General features: G+C 76.2%; 18 protein-coding genes. 11 read left to right on the top strand and 7 right to left on the bottom strand.

What is annotated here, in order from left to right:
• Positions 1-15: 15 nt before the first annotated feature.
• The 4 genes from cydB (at position 16) to BDZ31_RS12695 (ending at position 8,102) form a co-directional block, all read left to right on the top strand.
• Entirely contained in the window at positions 16-1,344 is a 1,329-nt protein-coding gene (gene cydB, locus BDZ31_RS12710) for a cytochrome d ubiquinol oxidase subunit II (RefSeq protein ID WP_221243039.1), read from the top strand.
• A 3-nt stretch (positions 1,345-1,347) separates the two neighbouring features.
• Positions 1,348-5,565 carry a thiol reductant ABC exporter subunit CydD/CydC gene (locus tag BDZ31_RS12705; RefSeq protein WP_183342627.1) on the top strand — a complete coding sequence of 1,406 codons (4,218 nt, stop codon included), beginning with the start codon at positions 1,348-1,350 and terminating at the stop codon, positions 5,563-5,565.
• Positions 5,566-5,724: 159 nt separating this feature from the next.
• On the top strand, positions 5,725-6,936 hold the full coding sequence (locus BDZ31_RS12700; protein ID WP_183342625.1) for an acyltransferase family protein: 1,212 nt from the start codon (positions 5,725-5,727) through the stop codon (positions 6,934-6,936).
• Positions 6,894-8,102 carry a GAF domain-containing sensor histidine kinase gene (locus BDZ31_RS12695; RefSeq protein WP_183342623.1) on the top strand — a complete coding sequence of 403 codons (1,209 nt, stop codon included), beginning with the start codon at positions 6,894-6,896 and terminating at the stop codon, positions 8,100-8,102. Before BDZ31_RS12700 ends, BDZ31_RS12695 begins: the two co-directional genes overlap by 43 nt.
• Here BDZ31_RS12695 and BDZ31_RS12690 read toward each other — a convergent pair.
• Both BDZ31_RS12690 and BDZ31_RS12685 read right to left on the bottom strand, forming a co-directional pair.
• Positions 8,086-8,634: a helix-turn-helix domain-containing protein gene (locus BDZ31_RS12690; protein WP_221243038.1), complete on the bottom strand. Its 549-nt coding sequence runs from the start codon at positions 8,632-8,634 to the stop codon at positions 8,086-8,088. The genes BDZ31_RS12695 and BDZ31_RS12690 overlap by 17 nt on opposite strands.
• 197 nt (positions 8,635-8,831) lie before the next feature.
• Positions 8,832-9,527: a response regulator gene (locus BDZ31_RS12685; RefSeq protein ID WP_183342619.1), complete on the bottom strand. Its 696-nt coding sequence runs from the start codon at positions 9,525-9,527 to the stop codon at positions 8,832-8,834.
• Positions 9,528-9,696: 169 nt separating this feature from the next.
• Between BDZ31_RS12685 and BDZ31_RS12680 the strand changes: the two genes are divergently transcribed.
• Both BDZ31_RS12680 and BDZ31_RS12675 read left to right on the top strand, forming a co-directional pair.
• Entirely contained in the window at positions 9,697-10,971 is a 1,275-nt protein-coding gene (locus BDZ31_RS12680) for a hypothetical protein (RefSeq protein ID WP_183342617.1), read from the top strand.
• Complete coding sequence (locus BDZ31_RS12675) at positions 10,968-12,539, top strand: FAD-dependent oxidoreductase (RefSeq protein ID WP_183342615.1); 1,572 nt, start codon at positions 10,968-10,970, stop codon at positions 12,537-12,539. The genes BDZ31_RS12680 and BDZ31_RS12675 overlap by 4 nt, the downstream gene beginning before the upstream one ends.
• Positions 12,540-12,556: 17 nt before the next feature.
• Here the strand turns inward: BDZ31_RS12675 and BDZ31_RS12670 are convergent, their stop codons facing one another.
• Complete coding sequence (locus tag BDZ31_RS12670) at positions 12,557-15,319, bottom strand: GNAT family N-acetyltransferase (RefSeq protein ID WP_183342613.1); 2,763 nt, start codon at positions 15,317-15,319, stop codon at positions 12,557-12,559.
• A gap of 198 nt (positions 15,320-15,517) precedes the next feature.
• Positions 15,518-15,784 carry a hypothetical protein gene (locus BDZ31_RS12665; protein WP_183342611.1) on the bottom strand — a complete coding sequence of 89 codons (267 nt, stop codon included), beginning with the start codon at positions 15,782-15,784 and terminating at the stop codon, positions 15,518-15,520.
• A 182-nt stretch (positions 15,785-15,966) separates the two neighbouring features.
• Here BDZ31_RS12665 and BDZ31_RS12660 point away from each other — a divergent pair, with 182 nt between their 5' ends.
• The 4 genes from BDZ31_RS12660 (at position 15,967) to BDZ31_RS12645 (ending at position 20,873) form a co-directional block, all read left to right on the top strand.
• Entirely contained in the window at positions 15,967-17,445 is a 1,479-nt protein-coding gene (locus BDZ31_RS12660; protein ID WP_183343047.1) for a sulfatase family protein, read from the top strand.
• Positions 17,442-19,217, top strand: coding sequence for a sulfatase family protein (locus BDZ31_RS12655; RefSeq protein ID WP_183342609.1), 1,776 nt, complete (start codon positions 17,442-17,444; stop codon positions 19,215-19,217). Before BDZ31_RS12660 ends, BDZ31_RS12655 begins: the two co-directional genes overlap by 4 nt.
• The gene (locus tag BDZ31_RS12650; protein ID WP_183342607.1) at positions 19,214-19,699 is read left to right on the top strand and encodes a low molecular weight protein-tyrosine-phosphatase; all 486 of its coding nucleotides are present in this window, start codon (positions 19,214-19,216) and stop codon (positions 19,697-19,699) included. Before BDZ31_RS12655 ends, BDZ31_RS12650 begins: the two co-directional genes overlap by 4 nt.
• Positions 19,700-19,808: 109 nt before the next feature.
• Positions 19,809-20,873: a fructosamine kinase family protein gene (locus BDZ31_RS12645; protein WP_183342605.1), complete on the top strand. Its 1,065-nt coding sequence runs from the start codon at positions 19,809-19,811 to the stop codon at positions 20,871-20,873.
• 74 nt (positions 20,874-20,947) lie between these two features.
• Here the strand turns inward: BDZ31_RS12645 and BDZ31_RS12640 are convergent, their stop codons facing one another.
• Positions 20,948-22,201 carry an SAM-dependent methyltransferase gene (locus BDZ31_RS12640; protein ID WP_183342604.1) on the bottom strand — a complete coding sequence of 418 codons (1,254 nt, stop codon included), beginning with the start codon at positions 22,199-22,201 and terminating at the stop codon, positions 20,948-20,950.
• A gap of 104 nt (positions 22,202-22,305) precedes the next feature.
• Between BDZ31_RS12640 and BDZ31_RS12635 the strand changes: the two genes are divergently transcribed.
• Positions 22,306-23,256: an alpha/beta fold hydrolase gene (locus tag BDZ31_RS12635; RefSeq protein ID WP_183342603.1), complete on the top strand. Its 951-nt coding sequence runs from the start codon at positions 22,306-22,308 to the stop codon at positions 23,254-23,256.
• A gap of 26 nt (positions 23,257-23,282) precedes the next feature.
• Here BDZ31_RS12635 and BDZ31_RS12630 read toward each other — a convergent pair whose 3' ends face one another.
• Together BDZ31_RS12630 and BDZ31_RS12625 are read right to left on the bottom strand one after the other, a co-directional pair.
• Positions 23,283-23,978: a class I SAM-dependent methyltransferase gene (locus BDZ31_RS12630; RefSeq protein WP_183342602.1), complete on the bottom strand. Its 696-nt coding sequence runs from the start codon at positions 23,976-23,978 to the stop codon at positions 23,283-23,285.
• Between the two features lie 121 nt (positions 23,979-24,099).
• On the bottom strand, positions 24,100-24,672 hold the full coding sequence (locus tag BDZ31_RS12625) for a TetR family transcriptional regulator (RefSeq protein ID WP_183342601.1): 573 nt from the start codon (positions 24,670-24,672) through the stop codon (positions 24,100-24,102).
• Positions 24,673-24,727 lie beyond the last annotated feature (55 nt).

The raw sequence follows: 24,727 nt of genomic DNA, 5'->3' as shown, positions 1-24,727 counted from the left end.
CGGAGCCCGACCGCCATGGACCCCACCACGCTCGAGACGATCTGGTTCCTGCTGATCTGCCTCCTCTGGATCGGCTACTTCGTGCTCGAAGGCTTCGACTTCGGCGTCGGCGCGCTGCTGCGCGTCGTCGGCCGCGACCGCGCCGAGCGGCGGATGCTGATGCACTCGATCGGCCCCTTCTGGGACGGCAACGAGGTGTGGCTGCTGGTTGCCGGCGGCGCGACCTTCGCCGCGTTCCCCGGCTGGTACGCCTCGCTCTTCTCCGGCGCCTACCTCGCGCTGTTCGTGATCCTGATCGCGCTGATAGCGCGCGGCGTCGCGTTCGAGTTCTGGGGCAAGCACGACACGCCGCGCTGGCGCGCGACGTGGGAGTGGGCGCTGATCGTCGGCAGCGCCGTGCCGGCGCTGCTGTGGGGCGTCGCGTGGGCCAACATCGTGCGCGGCCTCCCGCTCGACGCCGACCACGACATGACGGGGAGCTTCTTCGACCTGCTGTCGCCGTACGCGCTGGCCGGCGGTGCCGCGTCGCTGCTGCTGTTCACGCTCCACGGCGCGATCTTCCTGACGCTGCGCACGAGCGGCGAGGTGGCGGAGCGGGCCGGCCGCGTCGCCGCCCGGCTGGCCGCGCCCGCGCTGCTGGTCGTCGCCGCCTTCCTCGCATGGACGCTGGCGCTGCAGGACGGCGTCGAGTGGTTCTCGGCGCTGCTGGCCGCGGCCGCCGTCGTGCTCGGCGCAACAGTTCCGTTCCTTCTGCGACAGTCGCGTTCCGGCTGGGCCTTCGCGGTCTCGGCCGGGACGATCGCGTTCGCCTTCTGCGCCCTGTTCGCCGACCTGTGGCCGAACGCGCTCCCGTCGACGAGCTCGCCCGCGAACGACCTGACGCTCGCCGCCGCCGCCTCGACGCCCTACACGCTGAAGGTGATGACGGTTGTCGCGGTCCTGCTCGTGCCGGTCGTGCTCGCCTACCAGGGCTGGACCTACTGGGTCTTCCGCGCCCGCCTCGGCAAGGCCGACTTTGAGCAGGTCAAGAGCCCCGTCGACCTCGTCGCGAAGGTGACCGGCGGCACCCCCGGCGGCGTCCCCGCCCTCGCCGGGCCGGCGGCGGCAGGCGGAGTGGCCGGAGCCGGCGTCACGGCCGCTGCCCACGACGGCAGCCCCGGCGACGGCGCGGCTGCGACGAGCGGCGCGGCTGCGGTGGGCCGGTCCGGCGTGGCGGGCGACGGCGCGGCTGCGGCGAGCGGCGCGGCTGCGGTGGGCGGGGCCGGCGCGGTGGGCGACGGCGCGGCTGCGACGAGCGGCAGAGCGACGGGCGCCTCCGCGGGTGAGCCGCCGGCCGGGAGCTGAGCGATGGCGGCGCCGGTCGACCCGCGGCTGCTGCGCGCCAGCCGCGCCGCGCGTCGGCAGCTGGCGGCGGCGTCGGCGCTGGCGGTGGCGGCGGCGCTGCTCGTCGTCGCGCAGGCGGTGCTGCTCGCCGACGCGATCGCGCGCGTCTTCCTGCACGGCGCGTCGCTGGACGACGTGCGCTCGACGCTGATCGCGCTCGTCGCGGTGATCGCCGGCCGCGCGCTCGTCGCGGCCGGCTTCGAGCTGGCCGGCCGGCGTGGCGCGGCGGCGGTGATGTCGGAGCTGCGCGAGCGGCTCGCCGAGCACCTGCTGCTGCGTCGGCCGCTGCGTCCGGCCGAGCGCACCGGCGAGCTGGCGACGACCGCGGTGCAGGGCGTCGACGCGCTGGAGGCGTACCTCGCCGGCTACGTGCCGCAGCTCGCGCTCGCGACGACCGTGCCGCTCGCGGTGCTCGGCTGGGTCGCGCTCAACGACTGGGTCGCCGCGATCCTGCTCGCGATCGGCGTCCCGCTGCTGATCGTCTTCATGGTCCTGATCGGCCGCTCGGCGCAGGACGCCACCCGCGCCCGCTTCGGCGCCCTGTCGCTGCTCGGCGCGCACTTCCTCGACGTCGTGCGCGGGCTGGAGACGCTGCGCGCCCACGGCCGCGACCGCGCGCAGGAGCAGACGTTGGCGACCGCCGGCGAGCGCTACCGCGTCGAGACGATGGCGACCCTGCGCGTCGCCTTCCTGTCCGCGCTCGTGCTGGAGCTGGTCGCGATGATCGGCACCGCGCTCGTCGCCGCGACCGTCGGCGTCCAGCTGGTCGAGGGCGCCCTGACGCTCGAGATCGGCCTCGCCGTCCTCCTGCTCGCGCCCGAGCTGTACGCCCCGCTGCGCGAGGTCGGCCGCCAGTTCCACGCCGGCGCCGACGGCCTCGCCGCCGCCGACCGCATCTTCGCCGTCCTCGACGAACCGCCCGGCGTGACCGCCATGTCCGGCACGGCTGCGCAGCCTGCAGCGGCCGCCCCGGCGGTCGCGCCCGGCCCCGCCGCTGCGCTCTGCCCCGGCGCTGCGCCCGGCCCCGCCGCTGCCGGCCCCGCCGCCGCGCCCGGCCCCGCCGCCGCACCCGGCCGCGACGCCACGCCCGGCCCCGCCGCCGCGCTCGGCCCCGCCGCCGCGCCGGCGCCGGCCCCGGCCGCGGCGCTCGTCCCGGCCGCTCCGGCCCGCGCGGATCGCTGGCGGTTTGTGCAGGCTATTCCTGTACAAACCGCCAACGAGCGCCGACGCGCCAGCGCTGGTGGGCGAGCCGAGGCGGTAGCGGCGCCCGACCCGGGCGCGCACGGGCTCCGCTTCGAGGCCGTTCGCTTCGCGCATCCGCGACGCGATGATGCGACGACGGCCGCCGGAGCCGCGCCGGATCGCCCGGCGGCCGAGCCGGTGCTCGACGGGCTCGAACTGACGCTGGAGGCCGGCCGCTGCACGGCGCTGGTGGGGGAGAGCGGGGCAGGGAAGTCGACGGTCGCCGCGCTCGCGCTGCGGCTGCTCGACCCGACCGCCGGTCGCGTCACGTGCGGCGGCGTCGATCTGCGTGCGATCGCCCCGGAGGCGTGGCGCAGCCGGGTCGCATGGGTGCCGCAGCGGACCCGGATCTTCACCGGCACGGTCGCCGACAACGTCCGGCTCGCCGACCCGGATGCGAGTGATCGCCAGGTCCGCGCGGCACTCGCCGCCGCGGGTGCCGGGCGCTTCACCGCGGCGCTCCCGGCAGGGATCGAGACGCGGGTGGGCGACGGCGGGCGGCCGCTTTCGGCCGGCGAAGCGCAGCGGATCGCGCTCGCCCGCGCCTTCCTGCGCGATGCCCCGCTGCTCGTGCTCGACGAGCCGACGGCGCACCTCGATGCCGAGACCGCCGCATCCGTGGAGGCCGCCATCGAGCGGCTCGCACGCGGCCGCACGACCCTGCTGATCGCCCACCGGCCCGCCCTCGCCGCCCGCGCCGACCGCATCGTCCACCTCGCCGCCGGCCGCGTCGCCGCCGACGCCCCGGACCTCGCGCCGACGGTGTCCACGCTCAGCGCCCGCCACCCCACCGCCAGCCCGCGCCACGCAGGCCCGCGGGAGGCGCCTGCGCAGGCCGCCCACGCGGACGCCGCCGGCCCGGCCGGCGTTCCGCTCGTGACGGCGGCGGCGCCGGCTGCCGCTGCCGCGCGCTCGGCTGGCGCTACGCGTGAAGGGGCTTCGGCGTCCGACGCCCACGCCAACGCGGCCCGCCCGGCCGGCGGTTCGCCCGTCACGGCGCCGGCGCCGGCCGCCCAGCATGCGGCCGACGGACTGCCGGGTTCCGGCGACTCGCGGTCCGGCGACGGTCGCGCGAGGGGTCGCGGGGCGTGGTATGGCGAGCTCCGGGCGCTGGGGCGGCTGGCGGGCGCGGTGCGGACGCGGCGGGGGCGACTCGCGTCGACGATCGCGCTCGGCGCCGGCGCGGCGCTGTGCGCCGCGGCGCTGCTGGCGACCTCCGGGAGCCTCATCAGCCGCGCGGCGCTGCAGCCGGCGGTGCTGAGCCTGCTGGTCGTGATCGTCGCGGTGCGGTTCTTCGGGATGACACGGGCGGTCCTGCGCTACTACGAGCGCGTCGTCTCCCACGACCTCGCGTTCCGTCTCCTCGCCGAGCTGCGCGTGCGCTGCTTCCGCCGGCTCGCTCCGCTGGTCCCGGGCGACGTCGGCGGTCTGCGCGCCGGCGACCTGCTGAGCCGCTTCGTCGCCGACGTCGACCAGCTCCAGCATCTCTATCTGCGCGCGCTCGCGCCGCCGGTCGTCGCGGCGGTCGCGATCGCCGGCTGCTCGATCGCCGCGGCCGTCGTGCTGCCGGCGGCCGGCGTCGCGCTCGCCGCGGCGCTGCTGCTGGCGGCGACGCTCGTCCCGCTGCTGACCGCGCGCGCCGCGGCCCGCGCCGCCCGTCGCCAGGGTCCCGCACGCGACGCGCTGACGGCGCTGCTGGTCGAGACGGCCGAGGGCGCGCCGGAACTGGCCGTCGCGGGACGGGCCGACGAGCGACGTGCGCGTCTGCGCGCCGCAGACGCGGAGCTCTCCGCCGTCGCCCGCGCCGACGCGCGTGCCGGAGCGTTGGCGGTCGGCCTCGGGACGCTGCTCGCCGGCTGCGGCGCCGTCGCCGTCCTCGCCGTCGCTGCGCCGGCGGTCGACGACGGCCGTCTCGACGGCGACCTGCTCGCCGCGCTGGCGCTGCTCGCGCTCGCCGCCTTCGAGGCCGTCGAGCCGCTCGGCGGCGCCGCTCGCCATCTGCGGGCATGCGCCGCCGCCGCGGCGCGTCTCGAGGAGCTGATCGCCCGCGAGCCGCGCGTGCAGGATCCGCCCCACCCACGCCCGCTGCCGTCCGACGGCGCGCTGGTCTTCGAGCGCGTGACCGTCTTTCTCCCGGACGGAAAAGCACCTGCGGCTTCGCGCGTCGCCGTCGTCTCCGAGGGGGACGATCCGGTCCCGTCGGCGACATCGCCGTCCGCCGCGGACGGTTCCGTTCCGCGTGCGACAGATCTGTCGCATGCGGAACACGACTGTGCCAACTGCACCGGCGGCTGTGGTCCCGGGCGGCCGTGCATCCTCGACGGCGTCTCGCTCGCGATCGCGCCCGGGGAGCGGGTCGTGCTCGTCGGGCCGAGCGGGACCGGCAAGACGACGCTGGCGCGGCTGGCCGGGCGCCTGATCGACCCCGACGGCGGCCGTGTCCTGCTCGGCGGCGTCGACCTGCGCGAGGCGGCGCAGGCGGACGCGCGCGCCGCGGTGCTGGTCGTCGCGCAGGACGCGCGCGTCTTCACGACGACGGTGCGCGAGAACGTCCTGCTCGCGCGCCGCGGCGCGAGCGACGACGAACTGCGCGCGGCCCTGCGCGTCGCCGGCCTCGGCCGCTGGATCGCCGCCCAGCCGGCCGGTCTCGACACGATCGTCGGCGAGGACGGAGCCCAGCTGTCGGGCGGCGAGCGGCAGCGGCTCGTGCTGGCGCGCGCGGCGCTCTCCGACGCGCGCTTCCTCGTGCTCGACGAGCCGACCTCGCACCTCGACCCCGCGACCGCCCGCGACGTCATGCGCGACCTCGACGCCGCCGCCGGCGATCGCGGCGTGCTGATCGTCACGCACGACCCCGCGCTGGTCGCCCGCGCCGACCGCGTCGTCGAGCTGCGCGGCGGCAGACTCGCCGAGCTCGCGCCGCCGGCGCGCGCCGCGTAGCCGCCACGCCCGCCCGTCCGCCCGCGCCGCCCCGCCCCGCCCCCACACGCACTCACCCCGATCTCATCCGCGGTCGCTAGCCTTCCGCGTCGGTTCCGCTCCGCGACGCCGCCCTCGTCGCTTGAGGAGGCGCTGCTGAGGTGCGACGCGACGGAGCCCATGACGCACAAGAGCCCCACATCACCCAGTCGCAGCGATGCGATCGACGGTCTTCGCGGTCTCGCCGCGCTCACGGTGCTGGTCTTCCACGGCTGGCTCTACACGCGCGTCGACGTCTCGGCGGGCTCGCGCGCGTCGGTCGTCGACTACGCGCTCCACGAAGGGCGGCTCGGCCTCGTGCTCTTCTTCGTCCTCAGCGGCTTCCTGCTGTGGCGCCCGTGGGTCGCCGCCGGCCGCGGACGGCGCGACCGCCCCGGGACGGCCGCGTACCTCGTCCATCGCGGCGCGCGCGTCCTGCCCGGGTACTACCTCGCATTGGCCGGCTCGATCGCGCTTCTGTGGGGTGCCGCGGGAACGCCGGGGGTGCGGCTGCCCGACGCGGATCTGCTGCCGCTCTTCCTCGTCTTCGCGCAGAACTTCAACCCCGGCTCGGTGATGAAGCTCGACCCGCCGATGTGGACGCTCGCGGTCGAGGTCAGCTTCTACCTGCTGCTGCCGCTCCTCGCCCTGCTCGTCTCCCTGCGGCTGCCGCGCCGGCGCGCGGCCCAGGCGCTCGTCCCGCTCGCGCTGCTCGCCGTCGGCGTCGTCTACAACCACGCGATCGCCGGCGGCGGCTCGATCGTCGCCGGCAAGGTGCTGCCGGCGATGCTGCCGTACTTCGCGCTCGGCATGCTGGCGGCGGTCGCGCTCGACGGCCGCCCCCGCTTCGGCCCGCGCGTCGTCTGGCCGCTGCTGCTCGGCGGCTGCCTGCTCGTCGTCGCCGACGCCGTCTGGCAGGCGCACGGCGCCGCCTCGGAGTCGGGCTCCTACTCGTACCGGATCTGGCGCGACCTGCCCGGCGCCGCCGGCTTCGCGCTGATCGTCGTCGCAGCGGCCGGAGGCGACGGCACGGGGACCGCGGCGCTGCGCTGGCGGCCGCTCGTCGCCTTCGGGACGATCTCCTACGGCGTCTACCTGTGGCACGTGCCGCTGCTGCTGTACGCCCGCCACCTCGGAGTGCTGCCGCTCCAGACCGTGCCGGGCACGCTGGTCGCGCTGCTGCTGACCGTCCCGGTCGCCGCGGCCAGCTGGCGGTGGGTCGAGCGGCCGGCGATCGAGCGCGGTCGCGCGCTGACGCGGCGGCGGGCCGGGCGCGGGACCACCCCGGCGACTGCTTCAATCAGCAGCCGATGGCGACCGAAGGCCTTGACGAGGACCGGCTCAGGCGGCTGATCGAGGTCGGCCGCGCGCTCGTCCAGCAGCTCGACCTGGAGGCGCTGCTGACGCAGATCGCCGACGTCGCGCGCGAGGTCACCGGCGCCCGCTACGCCGCGATCGGCGTCCTCGACGACGTGCGGGCCGAGCTGGAGCGGTTCCTCGCGCGCGGCATCGACGTGGAGACGCGCGCGCGGATCGGCGACCTGCCGCGCGGCCACGGCATCCTTGGCCTGCTGATCAGAGACCCGAGACCGCTGCGCCTCCACGACCTGCGCGAGCATCCGCGCTCGTACGGCTTCCCGCCGCACCATCCGCCGATGCGGAGCTTCCTCGGCGTCCCGATCGTCGTCCGCGGGAGAGCGTGGGGCAACCTCTACCTGACCGACAAGCGCGACGGCGACTTCGACGCCGCCGACGAGGAGGCGGCGGTGATCCTCGCCGACTGGGCGGCGGTCGCGATCGACAACGCCGGCCGCTTCGAGCAGCAGCGGCTGCGCGACACGCTCGCCGCGGCCGAGCAGGAGCGCCGGCGCTGGGCGCGCGAGCTGCACGACGAGACGCTGCAGGGCCTCGGCGGGCTGCAGATGCTGCTCTCCTCGGCGCTGCGGCGCAGCGAGCCCGAGCAGGTGGAGCGTGCGATCCGCGCGGCCGTCGGCGAGATCGGCACCGAGATCGAGAAGCTGCGCACGCTCATCACCGAGCTGCGTCCGGCGGCGCTCGACGAGCTGGGGCTGCAGCCGGCGCTGGAGAGCCTCGCCGACCGCGTCGCCGCCGTCGAGGGGGTCGTCGTCGAGACCGACGTCGCGCTCGAGGGCGCCGCGGGCGAGGCCGGCCGCCTCTCCCCGGCGCTGGAGACCGCGCTCTACCGGCTCGTGCAGGAGGCGCTCACGAACGTCGTCAAGCATGCGCACGCCGAACGCGTCGAGGTCGCCGTCCGCGCGCGCGACGGCCGCGTCGAGCTGACCGTCCGCGACGACGGGCGCGGCTTCGACCCGGAGGCGCCGCGCGGCGGCTTCGGGCTGATCGGGATGCAGGAGCGCGTCGTGCTGGCCGGCGGATCGCTGGAGGTTCGCAGCGCGCCCGGGGCGGGCACGACCGTCCACGCGATCCTGCGCGCCGACGGCCCGCGCTCCGGCGGCTACGCGCCGGCCGACGGCGGCGCGCCTACGCCGCTGCCCTGACCTGGACCGGCTCGCCGGCGAAGACGCAGGCGAGCACCCCGACGCTCGCGGCGAGCGAACCGAGCTCGTGGGGGCCGGGGCCCTGCAGCCCGTGGACGAGCCGGGTGATCGTCAGCAGGCCGGGGCTGGCGATCTGGCCGTCCTCGAGGCTCCCGATGTAGTTCTTGTGCATCCCGGTCGCGTCGGCGAGCGCCGCGCGCGTCAGCTCCCTGCGCCGCCGCAGCAGCCGCAGCGCGCGGCCCAGCGCGGGCGCTCCGGGGATCGCGTCGGCCGGGGTCCGCTCGGCGAGCGTGAGCGGGAGCGGCCGGGGGAGCATCGAGCCCGGCCGACCCTGCGGCAGCGGGCGGACGAAGCTCTCGGCGAGGACGGCGACGCTGACGTCGAGCGCCCGCGCGAGCCTGCTGACGGTCGCGAGCCCGGGGTTGGCGACGGTCCCGCGCTCGAGCGCGCCGAGGTAGTTGCGGTGCAGTCCCTCGCGCGCGGCGAGGTCACGCTGCGTGATGCCGGCGCGGCTGCGGAGGTTGCGCAGCATGGCGCCCATCGCCCCGGCGCCGCCCAGCTCGCGTTCGATCGCATGATCGGTACAGAGTCGTTGACCATTCGGCATTGGGCCGCATCGTCACGGCTCGCGCCGTTCGGTTCCACCCATGCACGGAACGTTCTGGTCGCTGAATACTCAGCGTTAGGTATTGCGCCGAGCGCCCGACCGCGTCAGCACCCGGCCCCTCTTCAGGCGGCGGCGCCCGACGGCGGCGGCCCGCCGGCGTCGATCAGCCGGTGGTCGAGCGCGTAGCGGACCAGCTCCGCACGCGAGGAGCGGCGGACCTTCTGCTGGATGTGCGCGCGATGCGACTCGACCGTGCGGACGCTGAGGTAGAGCTGCTGCGCGATCTCGCTGTTGGTGTGGCCGAGCGCGATCAGCCTCAGCACCTGCAGCTCCCGCTCGGTGAGGTCGTCGGGCGGGCCGCTCGGCGGCGGCTCCGCGGCCATCCGCGCGCCCAGCTCCGGGTTGAGGTAGGTGCGGCCGGCGTGGGCGAGGCGGACCGCCTGCACCAGCTCGTCGTCGGCCGCCTCCTTCAGCACGTAGCCGCGCGCGCCGGAGCGCAGCGCCTCGCGTGCGAAGGCCGGGTCCTGCTGCATCGTCAGCACGACGATCGCCGTCTCCGGCAGCTCGGCGACGAAGCGCGGGATCGCCTGCAGGCTCGGCTCTCCCGGCATGTTGAGATCGAGCACGAGCACGTGCGGCCGGTGGGAGCGGACGGCGCGCAACGCCGAGGGGACGTCGCCGGCCTCGGCGACGACCTCCAGGCCGGCCTCGGCGTCGAGCACCATCCGCAGGCCGGTGCGGACCACCTGGTGGTCGTCGGCGATCACGACGCGGATCGGGGCCTCGACGGCAGCCCGGCTGTCGGCGGATTCGCTCACGACGCGACCATAGCCGTCCGCGTCCGCTCCGTGCAGGCGTGGAGGCCCGCGTGCGGTCTCCGTAGGGACTACGGAACCGCTCGGAGGTGTGTCCTGGCGCACATCATCGGGCGCGTCGGGGGTACTACCGTCCGCGACAGCTCCAACACCCGCACCACCGGAGGTCACCATGGCGAGCACGACGACGAGACGCGGAGCGGCGGTCGCCGCGGCCGCCGCGGGCACGATCGGCGCCGGGCTGCTGGCGCGCCGGCTCGTCCACTCCGAGCAGGGCCGCTTCGCGCGCATGAGCGGCAGCTCGATCGCCGCCCCCGACGCGAGCGGCTGGGTGACCGACTTCCTCAACGCCGCCTACTACGCCCGCGATCCGCGGCTGCGCGACGTCGACGACCTGCGGCTCGCGTTCGCGATCGTGACGACCTGGTGGCACGGCCACGACGGCCGCCGCCTGCACGCACCCGACGTGCTCGCCTTCCACCGCGCCTTCGGCCGCCGCCGGCTCCACGGCGCCGACGGCGACCGCGGCACGCTCGACCGCGAGCAGCTGCTCGCCGGCGCGGCGCGCCTCCTCGGCGACTGGTTCCCGGCGGCGTATGGCGACGACGCCCGCCGCGGCTGGGGGATCGCCTTCGAGACCGAGGCCGACAAGGCCGCCTACGACCCGGAGCGGCGGCTGCGGCTCGCGAAGCTCGGGCCGCTCACGCCCGCCGCGAGGCCGCTCGCCGAGCAGGTCTGGCACACCTACGCGCCGGTCGAGGTGCCCTCCGCCGACGCGATCGTCGCGGCGCTGACGCAGCCGGAGACGTGGCCCGACTTCGCGACCGCGATCGGGCGCTTCACGCCGCTGCGGCGCGGCGGGCTGGCCGGGCAGACGTTCGAGATCGAGGTCGCCGCGCAGCTGGCCGAGAAGGCACCGGTCTTCACGCGCGGCTACGTGACGATCACGCGGCTGCTGACGCACGCGGAGCCCGAGCCGCTGGCGGCCTACGTCTCGGAGCTCAACGACGGGATGGCGCGCGTCGGGCGCGACGAGCCCCAGCCGGTCCCCGACGGCGCGACGCCGCTCGTCGCCTTCGACCTCACGACCCACGCGGGCCACTTCATGGGCTGCGGCAACAACCGCTTGCTGCTGTACGAGCTCGGCGGCAGGGCGTTCCTGCGCGCCGCCGGCACGTGGGACGACATGCCGTGGCACCTGGAGCAGGCATACCGCCGCGCCGGCGCGGATGCGCAGGCCGCCTTCTGGGGCGAGGGCGAGCCGCAGGAGAGCATGCTCCACCAGCTCGCGATCCGGACCGCCCAGGCCGCGCTGCCGGCCGGCGCCGCGCCTCCCGCCGACGCCGCGCCTTCCGCCGACGCCGCGCCTTCCGCTGACGCGGCGCCTTCCGCTGACGCGGCGCCTCCCGCCGACGCGGCCGACGCGCCGCCGAAGGACGACCGGTGAGCGCCGCTCGCCACGACGCGGTCGTCGTCGGGAGCGGGCCGAACGGCCTCTCCGCGGCGATCGCGCTCGCCCGCGCCGGCCGCTCGGTGCTCGTGCTGGAGGCCCAGCCGCGGCTCGGCGGCGCGGTCGCGACCGAGGAGCTGACGCTGCCGGGCTTCCACCACGACACCTTCTCCTCGGTCTATCCCGCGGGCGCCGCCTCGCCGGTCTTCGCGCGGATGCCGCTCCACGACCACGGGCTGCGCTGGGTCGATCCCGAGCTGGCGATGGTCCACCCGCTCGCCGACGGACGCGCGGCGGTGCTCGCCCGCGACGTCGGCGCGACCGCGGCGAGCCTCGACGCGCTCGCGCCCGGCGACGGCGAGCGCTGGCGCGAGCTGGTCGCGCCGTACCTGCGGCGGTTCGGCGCGCTGCGCGACACGATGCTCGGCGGCTTCCCGCCGCTCGCCGGCGGGGCGAAGCTGCTCGCCGGGCTCGGCCTCGACGGGACGCTCGAGTTCACGCGGCTGCTGCTCAGCTCCGCCGACGCGCTCGGCCGCGAGCTGTTCCGCAGCAGCGGCTCGAAGGCGTGGCTGTTCGGCGCGGCGCTCCACGGCGACGCGCCGGTCGCGGGCGCCGGCAGCGCGATCTCGGGGCTGTACCTCAACCTGCTCGGCCACGCCGTCGGCTGGCCGAGCCCGGAGGGCGGCGCCGGTCGCCTCGCCGAAGCGCTCGTCGGCCATCTGCGCGCGCTCGGCGGCGAGACCCGCACCGAGGCGCGCGTCACGCGGATCGACGCGGCCGGCGGGCGCGTGCGCGGCGTCGAGCTGGCCGACGGGACGCGCGTCGAGGCGCCGCTGGCCATCCTCGACACCTCGCCGCAGGCGCTCGTCGCGCTCGCCGGCGCGGCGCTGCCCGACGCCTACGTGCGCAAGCTCGTCCGCTTCCGCCCCGGACCGCGCACGCTGAAGCTCGACTGGGCGCTCGACGGGGTCGTGCCGTGGGAGGCCGAGGCGGCCCGCCGCGCCGGCACCGTCCACGTCGGCGGGGAGGCGGAGGAGATCCGCGCCTCGCTGCTCGAGGTCGAGGCCGGGCGGATGCCGGAGCGGCCGTTCCTGCTGTTCGGCCAGCAGTCGATCGCCGACCCCACCCGCGCGCCGGCCGGCAAGCACACCGCCTGGGCGTACACGCACGTCCCGGAGGGGATCGACGTCGATGCGGCCTCCGCCGCGGTCGAGGCGCAGGTCGAGCGATTCGCGCCCGGCTTCCGCGATCGGATCCTCGCCCGCAACGTGCTGGAGCCGAGCGACCTGGAGGCGCGCGACGAGAACCTGATCGGCGGCGACGTCGGCGGCGGCAGCTACGCGCTCGACCAGCTCGTCTTCCGCCCGGTGCCGTCGCTCAGCCCGTACCGCACGCCGCTGCGCGGGCTCTACCTCGGCAGCGCCTCCACCTTCCCGGGCGGCGCGGTCCACGGCGTCCCGGGCGACGCGGCGGCGAGAGCGGCGCTGCTCGACGACCGCGTCGGCCTGGCGCGGCGCCCGCCGCTGCCGGCGGCGCTGGCGCGGCGGCTCGGGACGCGGCGGTAGCGGCCGACCGCTGCCGCCTACCGCCGCAGCGCCGGCGTCGGCGCCGGCTCGGCCGCCGGCGCGACCCGGACGCGCGCGTCGACGACGACGGCGCCGCCGGGGTGGACGACGACGGGGTTGAGATCGAGCTCGACGATCTCGGGGTGCGCGTCGGCGAGCACCCCGACGCGCATCACGACCTCCTCCAACGCGGCGACGTCGACGACCGGCGCGCCGCGGTAACCCTCCAGCAGCGGGAAGGTCGCCAGCTCGCGCACCATGTTGCGCGCGCCGCGGTCGGTCACCGGCGCCAGCCGCACCGCGACGTCTCTCAGCAGCTCGACCGCCCGGCCGCCGAGGCCGCAGGCGACGACCGGGCCGAACAGCGGGTCGGTCGTCGAGCCGACGAGCAGCTCGATCCCGGCGGGCGCCATCCGCTGCACCAGGAAGCCGTCGAGCCGGTGGCCGTCGCGCTCCAGCCGCTCGCGCATCGCGCGCGCGGCGCGGCGGACCGCGGTCGGTCCCGCCAGGTCGAGCTGGACCCCGCCGAGGTCGGAGGTGTGGACGACGCCCGGCAGCAGCGCCTTCACCGCGACCGGGCCGCCCAGCGCGGTGACGGCGCGCGCCGCCGCGGTCGGGCTGCGGACGACCTGCTGGGCCGGCAGCGGCAGCCCGTGGCAGGCGAGCAGGCGGTGGGTCCGCAGCGCGTCGAGCCAGCCGCCCCCGGGCTGGCTCGCCAGCGCCTCGGCGACGATCGCGGCCGCCTCGTCGGCGCGGATCCCGGGCAGCTCGGGGAGGCGGCCGCGTGGCAGCCGCCGCCAGGCCGAGTGGTCGGCGGCCCGCGCCAGCGCCCGCGCCGCCTCCTCCGGATAGCGGAACAGCGGCAGCGCCGCCTGGCCGTTGCCGACGATCTGCTCGCTCTGCTCGAGCGCGAGCTCCGACAGCTCGCCGGTCATGAAGACGGGCAGCAGCGGGATCTTCCCGTCGAGCGCCGCGGCGGCGCCGCGCAGCGCCGTCGCGACGTCGCTGGCGCGTGCGAACGGGCGCGGCACGAAGACGGCGATCAGCGCGTCGACGGCGCCGGAGCGGCCGATCGCCTCGACCGCCCCGGCGAAGGTCTCGGGCGTCGCGTCGACAAGCAGGTCGACCGGGTTGCCGAGCCCGGCGCTCGTCGGCACGACCTCCGCCAGCGTCGCCCGCAGCTCGCCGTCGAAGCGCGGCAGCTCGAGGCCGGCCGACTGGCAGGCGTCGGCGGCGAGCGTGCCGGGGCCGCCGGCGTTGGTGACGATCGCGACGCGCCGGCCGTCGGGGAGCGGTTGGCGCTCCAGCAGCGCGGCGAGGTCGAACAGCTCGCCGAGCGTGTCGACCCGCAGCACGCCGGCCTGGCGGAAGAGCGCCGCGACGGCCAGCTCCGAGCCGGCCAGCAGCGCGCCCGTGTGGGAGGTCGCGGCGCGCGCGCCGGCCGCGGTCCGCCCGGCCTTGACGGCGACGATCGGCTTGCGCTCGCCGACCCGCCGCGCGATCCGCGCGAACTTGCGCGGGTTTCCGAACGATTCGAGGTAGAGGAGGATCGCGCGGGTGCGCCCGTCCTGCTCGGCCCACTCGACGAAGTCGTTGCCGGAGAGGTCTGCCTTGTTGCCGACCGACGCGAACGCGGAGATGCCGACGCCGAGCGTGCGCGCCTGCTCCAGCAGGGCGATCCCGACGCCGCCGCTCTGCGACAGCAGGCCGATGCCGCCGGGCGGCGGGTCGGTCTGCGCGAAGGTCGCGTCGAGCCGCACCTCGGCGTCGGTGTTGAGGACGCCGAGGCAGTTGGGCCCGACGAGCCGCATGCCGGCGCCGCGGCAGATCGCGAGCAGCTCGCGCTGGCGCGCGGCGCCCTCCGGGCCGCGCTCGGCGAAGCCGGCGGCGACGACGACGAGCGCGCGGACCCCGCGCTCGCCGCAGGTGCGCGCGACCTGCAGCACGTCGGCGGCCGGGATCGCGAGCACGGCCAGGTCGATCTCGCCGGGGACGGTGTCGAGCGAGCGGTGGCAGTGATGGGTGCCGATCGCGCGGCCGCGGCGGTTGACGGCGTGCAGGGCGCCGGTGAAGCCGGCGGCGACGAGGCTGGCGAACAGCGCGCCGCCGATCGTCGCCGGATCGGGCGACGCGCCGACGACGGCGATCGAGCGCGGGCGCAGCACCGCGTCCATCGCGGCGACGGCGGCGAGCCGCTCGCGCTGGCGGAAGCGCTCGCGCGCCTCGTCGGTGAAGGCGGTCGGCATCTCGACCGTCAGCAGGCCCGGCTCGGAGGAGACCTGCAGCGGCAGCCCGCTCTCGCGGAAGACGCCGAGCATCTTGTGGTTCTCCGGCAGCACCTCCGCGACGAAGGTCGTGATCCCCTGCGCACGCGCGCCGAAGGCGAGGTGGGCGAGCAGGATCGTCGCCAGGCCCCTGCCGCGCATCGTCTCGGCGACCTCGAAGGCGACCTCCGCGCGGTCGGGGCCGAACCGCGCCCAGGCGGCATGGCCGACGATCTCGCCGGAGCCGGTCGCGGCGAGCAGCCCGTCGCGCTCGTGGCGGTCGACCTCGGCGGCCCAGCGCGCGGCGGCGGCGAGGTCGGCGGCGGGGGTGAAGAAGCGCAGGCGCCGCGAGTCGGCCGAGAGCGACTCGAGGAAGGTCCGCAGCGCCGGCAGGTCCTCGGCGGTGACCGGCCGCACCTGGATCGGCGCGCCGTCGCGCAGCGCCACGTCGACGGCGCGCGCCGCCAGCGCCTCCGGAGAGGGGACGGTCACGTTCTGCGGCGGCGCGTCGGGCACGTCTCGGTCATACCCGATGGCGCCCACGCGCGGCACCGCCCGGCATCGCGCCAGCGCGGCACGGCCACGGCGACGCCGCGCCGCCGGCTGCCGACGGCGCCGGGCGGGACGTCACGCCGCGCCGCCGGGCCGGCCCGCCCGGCGGCGCGGCACGGCTCGCCGCAGGCGGCTCTCCACAGACCGCCGCGGCGTCGCCGGTCAGTGCTCGGCGCCGCCGTCGGCGAGCAGGCGGTTGATCGCGAGCATCACGAGCCCCGTCATCACGCCGATCGTCGCCATCGTGATGCCGACGACCAGCCACGTCGTCGCGGCGCCGATCCACAGGACGAGGCCGACGATCAGCAGCAGCGGAACGAGGAAGACGAACAGGAGCGGCGCGACGCCGCTGTCGAGCGGCTGCTCCTCGGCCGCCGCCTCGAGCGCGGCGGGGGCTGGGGCTGGGAGGGGTCGGTCGGCGGTCGTCATCGGAGGCTCCTTTCGCGGGTGCCTCCACGATGGCGCGCGGGCGCGCCGCCGTCAGCCGCCCGCTCCCGCACGCCCGCTGCGGAGAACTACGGTTCCGTCCTCCGCAGTCCTCCGCAGTCCTCCGCAGTCCTCCGCTGGCGCACGACCGCACCTTTCGCGGCGCTCAGGTGTCGCAAGTCGGCATGGAGTCACGGATCGACCGTCGCCGGTTTCTCGGCGCGGCGGCTGCCGGCGTCGCCGGCGGCGCCGCGCTCACGTCCGCCCGTCCGACCCCGGTCCGCGCCGCGACGCGGATCCCCGACGGCCCGAACGTGCTCGTGATCGTGCTCGACACGCTGCGCTACGACCACGTCGGCGCGAACGGGAACGGCTGGATCAGAACGCCGAACATCGACGCGCTCGCGCGCGAGAGCCTGCGCTTCACACGCGCCTTCCCGGAGGCGATGCCGACGGTCCCGGTGCGGCGCTCGCTGTTGACCAGCCGCCGCGTCTACCCGTGGACCAGCTGGCGCCCGACGCGCAACCTGCCGGGCTCGCCGGGCTGGACCGGCCTCGGCGCGCGCGAGACGACGTGGCTCAGAGCCCTGAGGGCGCGCGGCTATTGGACCGGCTACGTGACCGACAACCCGTTCCTGGCGTTCAACCCGTCGTGGATGCCGCTGCGCAGAAGCGTCGACCGCTTCGCGCGGCTCGGTGGCCAGGTCGGCGCGCTGCGACCGGCGTCGAGCGTCTCGCTGGCGACCGCGCGCAGATGGCTCCCACGCGACATGCACACGTCGCACTACCTGAGAGGGATGCGCCAGCACCTCGCGAACATCGGCGAGGGGCGCGACGAGCGGCGCCAGTGCTGCGCGCGCGTCTTCACCCACGCGCTCGACGTGCTCGGCAGCGCCCGCCGCTCCAAGCGGCCGTTCGCGCTCGTCGTCGACAGCTTCGACCCGCACGAGCCGTGGGTGCCGGCGAAGAAGTACCGCGACCTCTATCTCGACTCCTCCTACAAGGGCTTCGAGCCCGGGAACGTGCGCTACCGCCCGGCGAGATACCTGCGTACCGGGGAGCGCGAGCGGCTGCCGAAGCTGTACGCCGCGGCGGTGTCGCAGGCCGACGCGTGGCTCGGCCACTTCCTCAGCCGCTTCTACGACCTCGGCCTCGCCGACGACACGATCGTCGTGCTGCTGAGCGACCACGGGATGGTGCTCGGCGACCGCGGCTGGACCGGCAAGCCGGCGCTCGAGCTCCATCCCGAGCTGATCCAGGTGCCGTTCTTCCTGCGCTCCCCCGAGCGCCGCCGCGCTGGTCAGAGCACGGACTACTTCGCCTCTCCGCACGACGTCGGGCCGACGGTGCTGTCGATGACAGGGACCAAGGTGCCCAGCTCGATGAACGGCTCGAACCTCTCGCCGCTGCTGACCGGCGCAAGCCCGCGCATCAAGCGCCCGTTCTGCTTCGGCGGCTACGCCAACCACTGGTACTACCGCGACGACAGATGGGCGATGATCGCCGACGGCAACAACAGCGGCCGCGAGCTGTTCGACCTCAGAAGCGACCCCGGCGAGGTCCGCAACGTCGCGCGCGACCACATGCCGGTCCTCGACGTGATCTACAAGCGCGTGCTGCGCGCAACAGGGCTGAAGCGTTTGCCCTACTTTGGACGCAGATGAGACACCGTCGTGCCACGCTCGCCGCGCTCGTCGCGGCCGCGATCCTCTGCGTCCCGCTGCCCTCCACCGCCGCCGGGGCCCCGGCCGGCAAGGCCTCCGCCGCCCGCGAGCAGGCGGTCGCCGGCAAGCAGGTCGCCGCCGGCGCGAAGCGCGCCGCCGCCCAGCAGCGCGCGCTCCGCCGCGCCAAGCAGCCCGTCCGTGCGCGACCGAGCGCCCGCGCGAAGAAGCTCGCCCGCGCCAAGAAGCCGGCCGGCGCACGTGCGCTCGCGCGGGCCAAGAAGCGCGCCCGCGCCAGGATTCCCGCCCGCGCGTTCCCGCGCTCCCGCGCCAAGGCGCCCGCCCGCCGGTTCCCGCTCGCGCCGCCGTCGAACAAGCCGAACATCGTCTTCGTGCTGACCGACGACCTCTCGTGGGACCTCGTCGACTACATGCCGAACGTCAAGCGGCTCCAGCGCGAGGGCGTCACCTTCTCCAACTACATCGTCACCAACTCGCTCTGCTGCCCCTCGCGCGCGTCGATCCTGACCGGCCGGTACCCCCACAACACCGGGATCTACCGCAACACCGGCGACGACGGCGGCTTCCTCGCCTTCCGCGCCCGCGGGCAGGAGCGCGACACCTTCGCGACGTCGCTGCAGCAGGCCGGCTACCGCACCGCGCTGATGGGCAAGTACATGAACCAGTACAACCCGACCCGCGTGCGCGACGCCCTCGGCCGGCCGTACGTGCCGCCGGGCTGGACCGACTGGAAGGTCGTCGGCAACGGCTATCCGGGCTACGGCTACCGGATCGCGCGCGAGGGCCGCGTCGTGCGCAGGGGCTGGGAGCCGCGCGACTACCTCACGACGGTCCTGCGCCGCGACGCGATCGGCTTCATATCGTCGGCCGTCGGCGCGGGGCAGCCGTTCATGCTGGAGCTCTCGACCTTCACGCCGCACACCCCGTCGACCCCGGCGCCGCGCGACGTCGGCCGCTTCTCGGCGGTGACGGCGCCGCGCACGCCCTCCTTCAACGAGGAGGACATCTCCGACAAGCCGTCGTGGCTGCGAGGCCACCGCCGCCTGACCGACGAGCAGCAGCAGCGGATCGACGAGCACTTCCGCAACCGCGTCCGCTCGGTGCAGTCGGTCGACCGCGCGATCGGGCGGATCCGGCGCGAGCTCAACCGGCTCGGCGTCGCGCGCAACACCTATGTGGTCTTCAGCTCCGACAACGGCTTCCACATGGGCCAGCACCGGCTCACGCCCGGGAAGCTGACGGCGTACGACCCGGACATCCGCGTCCCGCTCGTCGTCACCGGGCCCGGCGTTCCCGCCGGCCGCGTCGTCAGCGAGATCGCGGAGAACGTCGACCTCTGCCCGACCTTCACCGAGCTCGGCGGCACGCCGGCGCCCGCGACCGCCGACGGGCGCAGCCTCGTCCCGTTCCTGCGCGGCCTGCCGGCCCCGGCCGACTGGCGCAGGGCGGCGCTGATCGAGCACCGCGGAGCGGTCACCTCGCCGGCCGACCCGGACTTCCCGGCGCGCGGCAGCGGCAACCCGCCGACCTACGAGGCGCTGCGCACGCGCGACAGCCTCTACGTCGAGTACGCCGACGGGGAGCGCGAGTTCTACGACCGCCGCGTCGATCCCGACGAGCTCGACAACGTCTACGACGCGCTGCCGGAGGCGCGCAGAGAGCGGCTGACGGCGGCGGTCGCCGCGATGAAGACCTGCACCGGCGTCGGCTGCCGGGTCGCCTCGCGGCTGGGCGCGGAGTCGCCGCTGCCATGACCCGGATCCTGTTCGTCTGCCTCGGCAACATCTGCCGCTCGCCGACGGCGGAGGCGGTGATGACGCGCCTCGTCGCGGATGCCGGGCTGGCCGGCGAGATCGAGATCGAGAGCGCCGGCACGGGCGCCTGGCACGTCGGCAACCCGCCCGACGCCCGCGCGACCGCCGCCGCCGCGGGACGGGGCTTCGAGATGCGGAGCGTCGCGCGCCAGGTGACCGAGGCCGACTTCGACCGCTTCGACCTGCTGATCGCGATGGACCGCGACAACCTCCGCAACCTGCGACGACTGGCGCCGGACGCGGAGGCGGCCGGGAAGGCGCGGCTGCTGCGGGAGTTCGACCCGGCGAGCGCCGGCGCGCCCGACCTCGACGTGCCCGATCCGTACTACGGCGGCGCCGAGGGCTTCGACCACGTGCTCGACCTGGTCGAGGCCGCCTGCGCCGGACTGCTCGCCGACCTGCGCGGCGCCGCGCCGGCATGAGCGGCGCCCGCCACCGCGTCCGAGCGACGGCCGCGGCAGGCGCAGTTGCGGTCACGGCGAGCGGCGCGGCCCTCGGAGCGGCGACCGCGGCGGGCGGAGCGGCTGGCGCATGAGCGGCGGCCGGCGCGGCGGCGGAGCTGACGCGCTCGCCGCGGCGCTCGCGACCGCTCTCGGCCGCCCGGTGGCGGAGCTGCGCCCGATCGCCGGCGGCGACCTCAACGACGCCTACCGCGCGACGCTCGTCGACGGCGCGCGCGTCTTCGTCAAGACGAGCGCCGACGCCGCCCCGGGCGCCTACGCCGCCGAGGCGGCGGGCCTGCGCTGGCTCGCCGAGCCCGCCGCGCTCCCGCTCCCCGCGCCGCTCGCCGTCGCCGACGACCTCGCTCCGCCGCCCGCCGGCCCCGCCCCGGGCGCGCCTGATCCCACCGCGCCGCCCGCCGGCCCCGCCTCGGGCGCGCCTGATCCCACCGCGCCGCCCGCCGGCCCCGCCCCGGGCGCGCCCGATCCCACCGCGCCCTCGCCGGATGCCGCGCCGGCCGAGCGGGGCCCGCGCTTCCTCGTGCTCGAATGGATCGATTCCGGCCCCGCCGGCGCGGCGACCGACGAGGCGCTCGGGCGCGGGCTGGCGCGGCTCCACGCCGCCGGCGCGCCGACCTTCGGCGGGCCGGCCGACACGCTCGCGATCGGCCCGCTGGCGCTGCCGAACGAGCCGGCCGCCGGTTGGGGCGCCTTCTACGCCGACCGCCGCCTGCTGCCGCTCGCGCGGCGCGCCGACGAGCGCGGGGCGCTGCCGCCAGGGACGCGCGCCGCGGTCGACCGCCTCGCCGCCCGCCTCCACGACCCGGCCGACGACGTCGCCGGCCCGCCCGAGCCGCCGGCCCGCCTCCACGGCGACCTCTGGGGCGGCAACGTGATGACCGGCGCCGACGGACGACCGTGGCTGATCGACCCGGCCGCGCACGGCGGCCACCGCGAGGTCGACCTCGCGATGCTGCGGCTGTTCGGCGGCCCCTCCGAGCGGACCTTCGCGGCCTATGCCGAGGTCGCGCCGCTCGCCGACGGCGCCGCCGACCGCATCGCCCTCTGGCAGCTGGCGCCGCTGCTGCTGCACGCGGCGCTGTTCGGCTCCGCCTACGGCGCCCGCTGCGCGGCGGCGCTGCGCCCGTACGTGTAGCGCCGGCGCGTGCTCCCGCCCGGCGCGCCCCGCCCGGCGCGCGCCCCCGCGCAGCGGGCGACCCGCGCCCGCCCCTACCGCCCGTCGGCCCCGGGCGGCGTCTGGCCCGGCAGCACGCCCGGCCCCGCCAGCTGCGCCCGCACCTGGTAGATGCCGGTGAAGCCGCTGAGGAAGCCGTTGCGGGCCGCGCGCAGGTAGAGCCGCCAGACCCGTATCCGCTCGTCGCCGGCCAGGCGGGTCGCCTCGGGCAGCCGCTCGTCGAGCCGCTCGTACCAGTGCTTCAGCGTCTCGGCGTAGTCGGCCGCGAACCCCTCGACGTGCTGGGTGACGAAGCCGGCGCGCTCGAGCGCGAGCAGGTTGCGGTTGAGCTGGAGCGGCTCGCCGTCGGGGAAGACGTAGCGCTCGGAGAAGGCGCCGGCCTCCGGCTCGCCGTGGCGCAGCCGCGTGATGCCGTGGTTGAGCAGCCGGCCGCCGGGCTTCAGCGCCCGCGCCAGGACGGCCGCGTACTCGTCGATCTGCGCCTCGCCGACGTGCTCGACCATGCCGATCGAGGAGATCGCGTCGAACTGCTCGTCGCCGACCTCGCGGTAGTCCTGCAGGCGGATCTCGACGCGATCCGAGAGGCCGGCCGCGGCGACCCGCTCGCGCGCCAGCTGCGCCTGCGACGGCGACAGCGTGATCCCGACGACCTGCACGTCGTGCTTCTGCGCCGCGTGGAGCGCCATGCTGCCCCAGCCGCAGCCGACGTCGAGCAGCCGCTCGCCGGCTCTCAGCCCGAGCTTTCTGCAGACCAGCTCGAGCTTGGCCTCCTGCGCCTCCTCCAGCGTGTTCGCGCCGAGCGAGAAGAAGGCGCAGCTGTACGTCATCGCGTCGCCGAGGAAGAGGCGGAAGAAGTCGTTGGAGACGTCGTAGTGATGTCGGACGGCGCGCTTGTCGCGCTCGGCCGAGTGTCTTCTGCCGCTGAGGATCAGCTCCGCGTCGGGGCGCTTCGGCGGCAGCGTGAGGCCGTTGGCGCGCGCGGCGGCGACCATCAGCTTCGCCTGCGTGCGACCGTCGATCGCCGGCGGCTGCCACGTCTGCAGCAGGTCCATCGCCTTGTCGATGTCGTCGACCGTCAGCTCGCCGCTGACGTAGGCGCGCCCAATCCCCAGCTGGCCGGGGGCTCGGAGCGCGTGTGCGACGGCGCGCGGGGAGCGGACCGAGAAGACGGGTCCGTCGCCGCCGGTCGCGGGGATCTCGCTGCCGTCCCAGAAGCGGACGGTGAACGGTCGGTCGGGGAAGGCACGCTCCACTTCCCGGCGGAGCGGCGCGGTCACGGCAAATGGCATGTGTTCCAAGCTATCCGTTCGACGGTCGTCGATGCAAGATCTGAGAGCATCGGCCCACGCGGCGACCGGCTCACGGGGCGGACGCGACGGGTACGGTCAGGTCGATGGATCGCTTCGAGCTGCAGGAGATCACGCTCCACGGCCACCGGATCGCCTATCGCGCGGGCGGCAGCGGGCCGGTGCTGGTGCTGGTGCACGGGATCACGTCGACCTCGCAGACCTGGTCGAAGGTCTTCCCGCTGCTGACGCGCCGCTTCACCGTGATCGCGCCCGACCTGCTCGGCCACGGCGCGTCGGCGAAGCCGCGCGGCGACTACTCGCTCGGCGCCTACGCCAGCGGCGTGCGCGACCTGCTCGTCGCGCTCGGCCACGAGCGCGCGACCTTCGTCGGTCATTCGCTCGGCGGCGGCGTCGCGATGCAGCTCGCGTACCAGTTCCCGGAGCGCTGCGAGCGGCTCGTGCTGGTCGGCAGCGGGGGCCTCGGCCGCGAGGTCAACCTGCTGCTGCGGGCCTCGACGCTGCCGGGCTCCGACGTCGTGCTGCCGCTGCTCGTCAATCGCCACCTGCTCGACGCCGGCCGGCTCGCCGGCACGCTGCTGGGGAAGGTCGGCCTGCAGGCCGGCACCGACATCGCCGAGATCGCGCGCGGCCACGCCTCGCTCGCCGACCGCGACGCGCGCGCCGCCTTCGTCCAGACGCTCCGCACGATCGTCGATCCGCGCGGCCAGCGCGTCGACGCGCGCGACCGCCTCTACCTCGCCGAGCACGTCCCGTTCCTGATCGTCTGGGGCGAGCACGACAGCATCATCCCCGTCGCCCACGGCCGCGACGCCCACGCGCTCGTGCCCTCCAGTCGGCTCGAGGTGTTCGAGCGCTCCGGCCACTTCCCGCACGTCGACGAGCCGACCCGCTTCCTCGAGGTGCTGGAGGAGTTCGTCGACTCGACCGAGCCGGCGAACGTCGCGCCCGAGGAGTGGCGCGAGCTGCTGCGGATCGGCGCCGCCCCCGGCCACGCCGGCGCCGCGACGACGGGACCGGGCCGCGCGGCCGCCTGAGCGACGCCACGGGCGGGCCACGCCGCTCAGCCGCGCCGCGCCGAGCGCAGCTCGAGCAGGCCGCCGGCGGTGCGCAGGCGGTCGTGCAGGCGCTGGTCGGCGAAGCCGGCTGCGTCGAGCATCGCCGGCAGCTCGCCACGCCCGAGCGGCGCGGTCGTCTCGGCGCCGTCGACCAGCTGCAGCAGTCGGAAGGCGACGCGCATCAGCGGGTCTCGCGGCCGGCCCCAGTCGGCGACGTGGACCCGTCCGCCCGGCCGCAGCACCCGGGCCGCCTCGCGCAGCGCCGCGCGCTGGTCGGCGGGGGAGAGGTGATGCAGCACGAGCGACAGCACCACCCGGTCGCAGCTCTTGTCCTCGAGCGGCAGCCGCTGCGCCATCCCCTCCCGCCACTCGACCGCCCAGCCGCCCGAACGCGCCGCCTTCGCCCGCGCCCGCGCGAGGGCGGCCGGGTCGCCGTCGACGGCGATCACGGCGGCGACGCCGCGCACGCCGGCGAGCGCGAGCGAGAGCGTGCCCGTCCCGCAGCCGACGTCGCAGATCGTCACGCCGCGCCGGCGGCCGTCGCCGGCCCATCCCGCGAGCACCTGGCGGGCCAGCCGTGCGCGGAACAGGCGCTCGCGCATCGCGACCGCGACGAACGGGTCGTACAGCGCCAGCGGCGCGCGGCCGGCCGCTCTCAGGTAGCCGGCGCCGGGTGGATCGTCACGAGATCTCCTCGCCATTGCAACATGCACGTTACACATGCGAAACATCTACGTCCAGCGCTGGTGGCGCTGCTCGCCCGAAGGCCGCTCGATGCGGCTGCGCGGCCTCCCTCGGCGTGACCAACCCCCGACCTAATGCTCAGGTCGAGCCTGAGACAAGACCGCGCAACGTCAGGTCCAGCAGCGCATCGCGGCATCTCTCGGCCTCCCAGCGATGGTCGCTGCGGAGGTGGAGATAGGTGGTGCCGACCTGGTTGAAGAGCACGGTCGCAGCGGTGTCGGGATCGTCGAAGGCGTGCAGCGACCCGTCGGCGGCGCCGTCGCGCAGCAGGCGCGCCAGCGGCTCGACGAACGCGGCCCGGGTCCCGCTCGGCGAGTCGTCGTGGAAGATCGCGTCACGCCGGCCGCGCAGCGCGAGCAGGACCTCCAGCTCGGCCTCGGCGGCGGCGCAGAGGGCGGCGAGCGCCTGCTCGATCCGTTCGCGCCCGCTGCCGCTGCCGGTCAGCGCCGGCCACATCGCGCGGCGGTAGGCGTCGTCGGCCTCCTCCGCCAGCGCGGCCAGGACGACGTCGCGGTCGATCCCGCGGCGGTGGAGCGTCACGCGCGACAGCCCGGCCTCGCCGGCGATCCGCTCGACCGTCGCCCCGGCGTAGCCCCAGCGGGCGAAGGCCCGCCGGCCCGCCGCGCGAATTCGTTCATCGACGTTGCTCATCTGCAACGCCAATGTATCGCGGGGCCCGGGCGGCCACGACGGCCCGCCCGCGCCC

Origin of the sequence: Conexibacter arvalis (assembly GCF_014199525.1) — a bacterium.
Taxonomy (GTDB): Bacteria; Actinomycetota; Thermoleophilia; order Solirubrobacterales; family Solirubrobacteraceae; genus Conexibacter; species Conexibacter arvalis.
The sequence above is the reverse complement of the archived record's forward strand: the minus strand, read 5'-3'. Positions and strand labels throughout refer to the sequence as shown.

Bases quoted from the DNA above. Each gene is read 5' to 3' on its own strand.
- BDZ31_RS12655 (WP_183342609.1), top strand. From the start codon at position 17,442: ATGAGACACCGTCGTGCCACGCTCGCCGCGCTCGTCGCGGCCGCGATC.
- BDZ31_RS12660 (WP_183343047.1), top strand. From the start codon at position 15,967: ATGGAGTCACGGATCGACCGTCGCCGGTTTCTCGGCGCGGCGGCTGCC.
- BDZ31_RS12640 (WP_183342604.1), bottom strand. From the start codon at position 22,201: ATGCCATTTGCCGTGACCGCGCCGCTCCGCCGGGAAGTGGAGCGTGCC.
- BDZ31_RS12665 (WP_183342611.1), bottom strand. From the start codon at position 15,784: ATGACGACCGCCGACCGACCCCTCCCAGCCCCAGCCCCCGCCGCGCTC.
- cydB (WP_221243039.1), top strand. From the start codon at position 16: ATGGACCCCACCACGCTCGAGACGATCTGGTTCCTGCTGATCTGCCTC.
- BDZ31_RS12680 (WP_183342617.1), top strand. From the start codon at position 9,697: ATGGCGAGCACGACGACGAGACGCGGAGCGGCGGTCGCCGCGGCCGCC.
- BDZ31_RS12695 (WP_183342623.1), top strand. From the start codon at position 6,894: ATGGCGACCGAAGGCCTTGACGAGGACCGGCTCAGGCGGCTGATCGAG.
- BDZ31_RS12650 (WP_183342607.1), top strand. From the start codon at position 19,214: ATGACCCGGATCCTGTTCGTCTGCCTCGGCAACATCTGCCGCTCGCCG.
- BDZ31_RS12635 (WP_183342603.1), top strand. From the start codon at position 22,306: ATGGATCGCTTCGAGCTGCAGGAGATCACGCTCCACGGCCACCGGATC.
- BDZ31_RS12705 (WP_183342627.1), top strand. From the start codon at position 1,348: ATGGCGGCGCCGGTCGACCCGCGGCTGCTGCGCGCCAGCCGCGCCGCG.
- BDZ31_RS12645 (WP_183342605.1), top strand. From the start codon at position 19,809: ATGAGCGGCGGCCGGCGCGGCGGCGGAGCTGACGCGCTCGCCGCGGCG.
- BDZ31_RS12690 (WP_221243038.1), bottom strand. From the start codon at position 8,634: ATGCTGCGCAACCTCCGCAGCCGCGCCGGCATCACGCAGCGTGACCTC.
- BDZ31_RS12700 (WP_183342625.1), top strand. From the start codon at position 5,725: ATGACGCACAAGAGCCCCACATCACCCAGTCGCAGCGATGCGATCGAC.
- BDZ31_RS12630 (WP_183342602.1), bottom strand. From the start codon at position 23,978: ATGGCGAGGAGATCTCGTGACGATCCACCCGGCGCCGGCTACCTGAGA.
- BDZ31_RS12625 (WP_183342601.1), bottom strand. From the start codon at position 24,672: ATGAGCAACGTCGATGAACGAATTCGCGCGGCGGGCCGGCGGGCCTTC.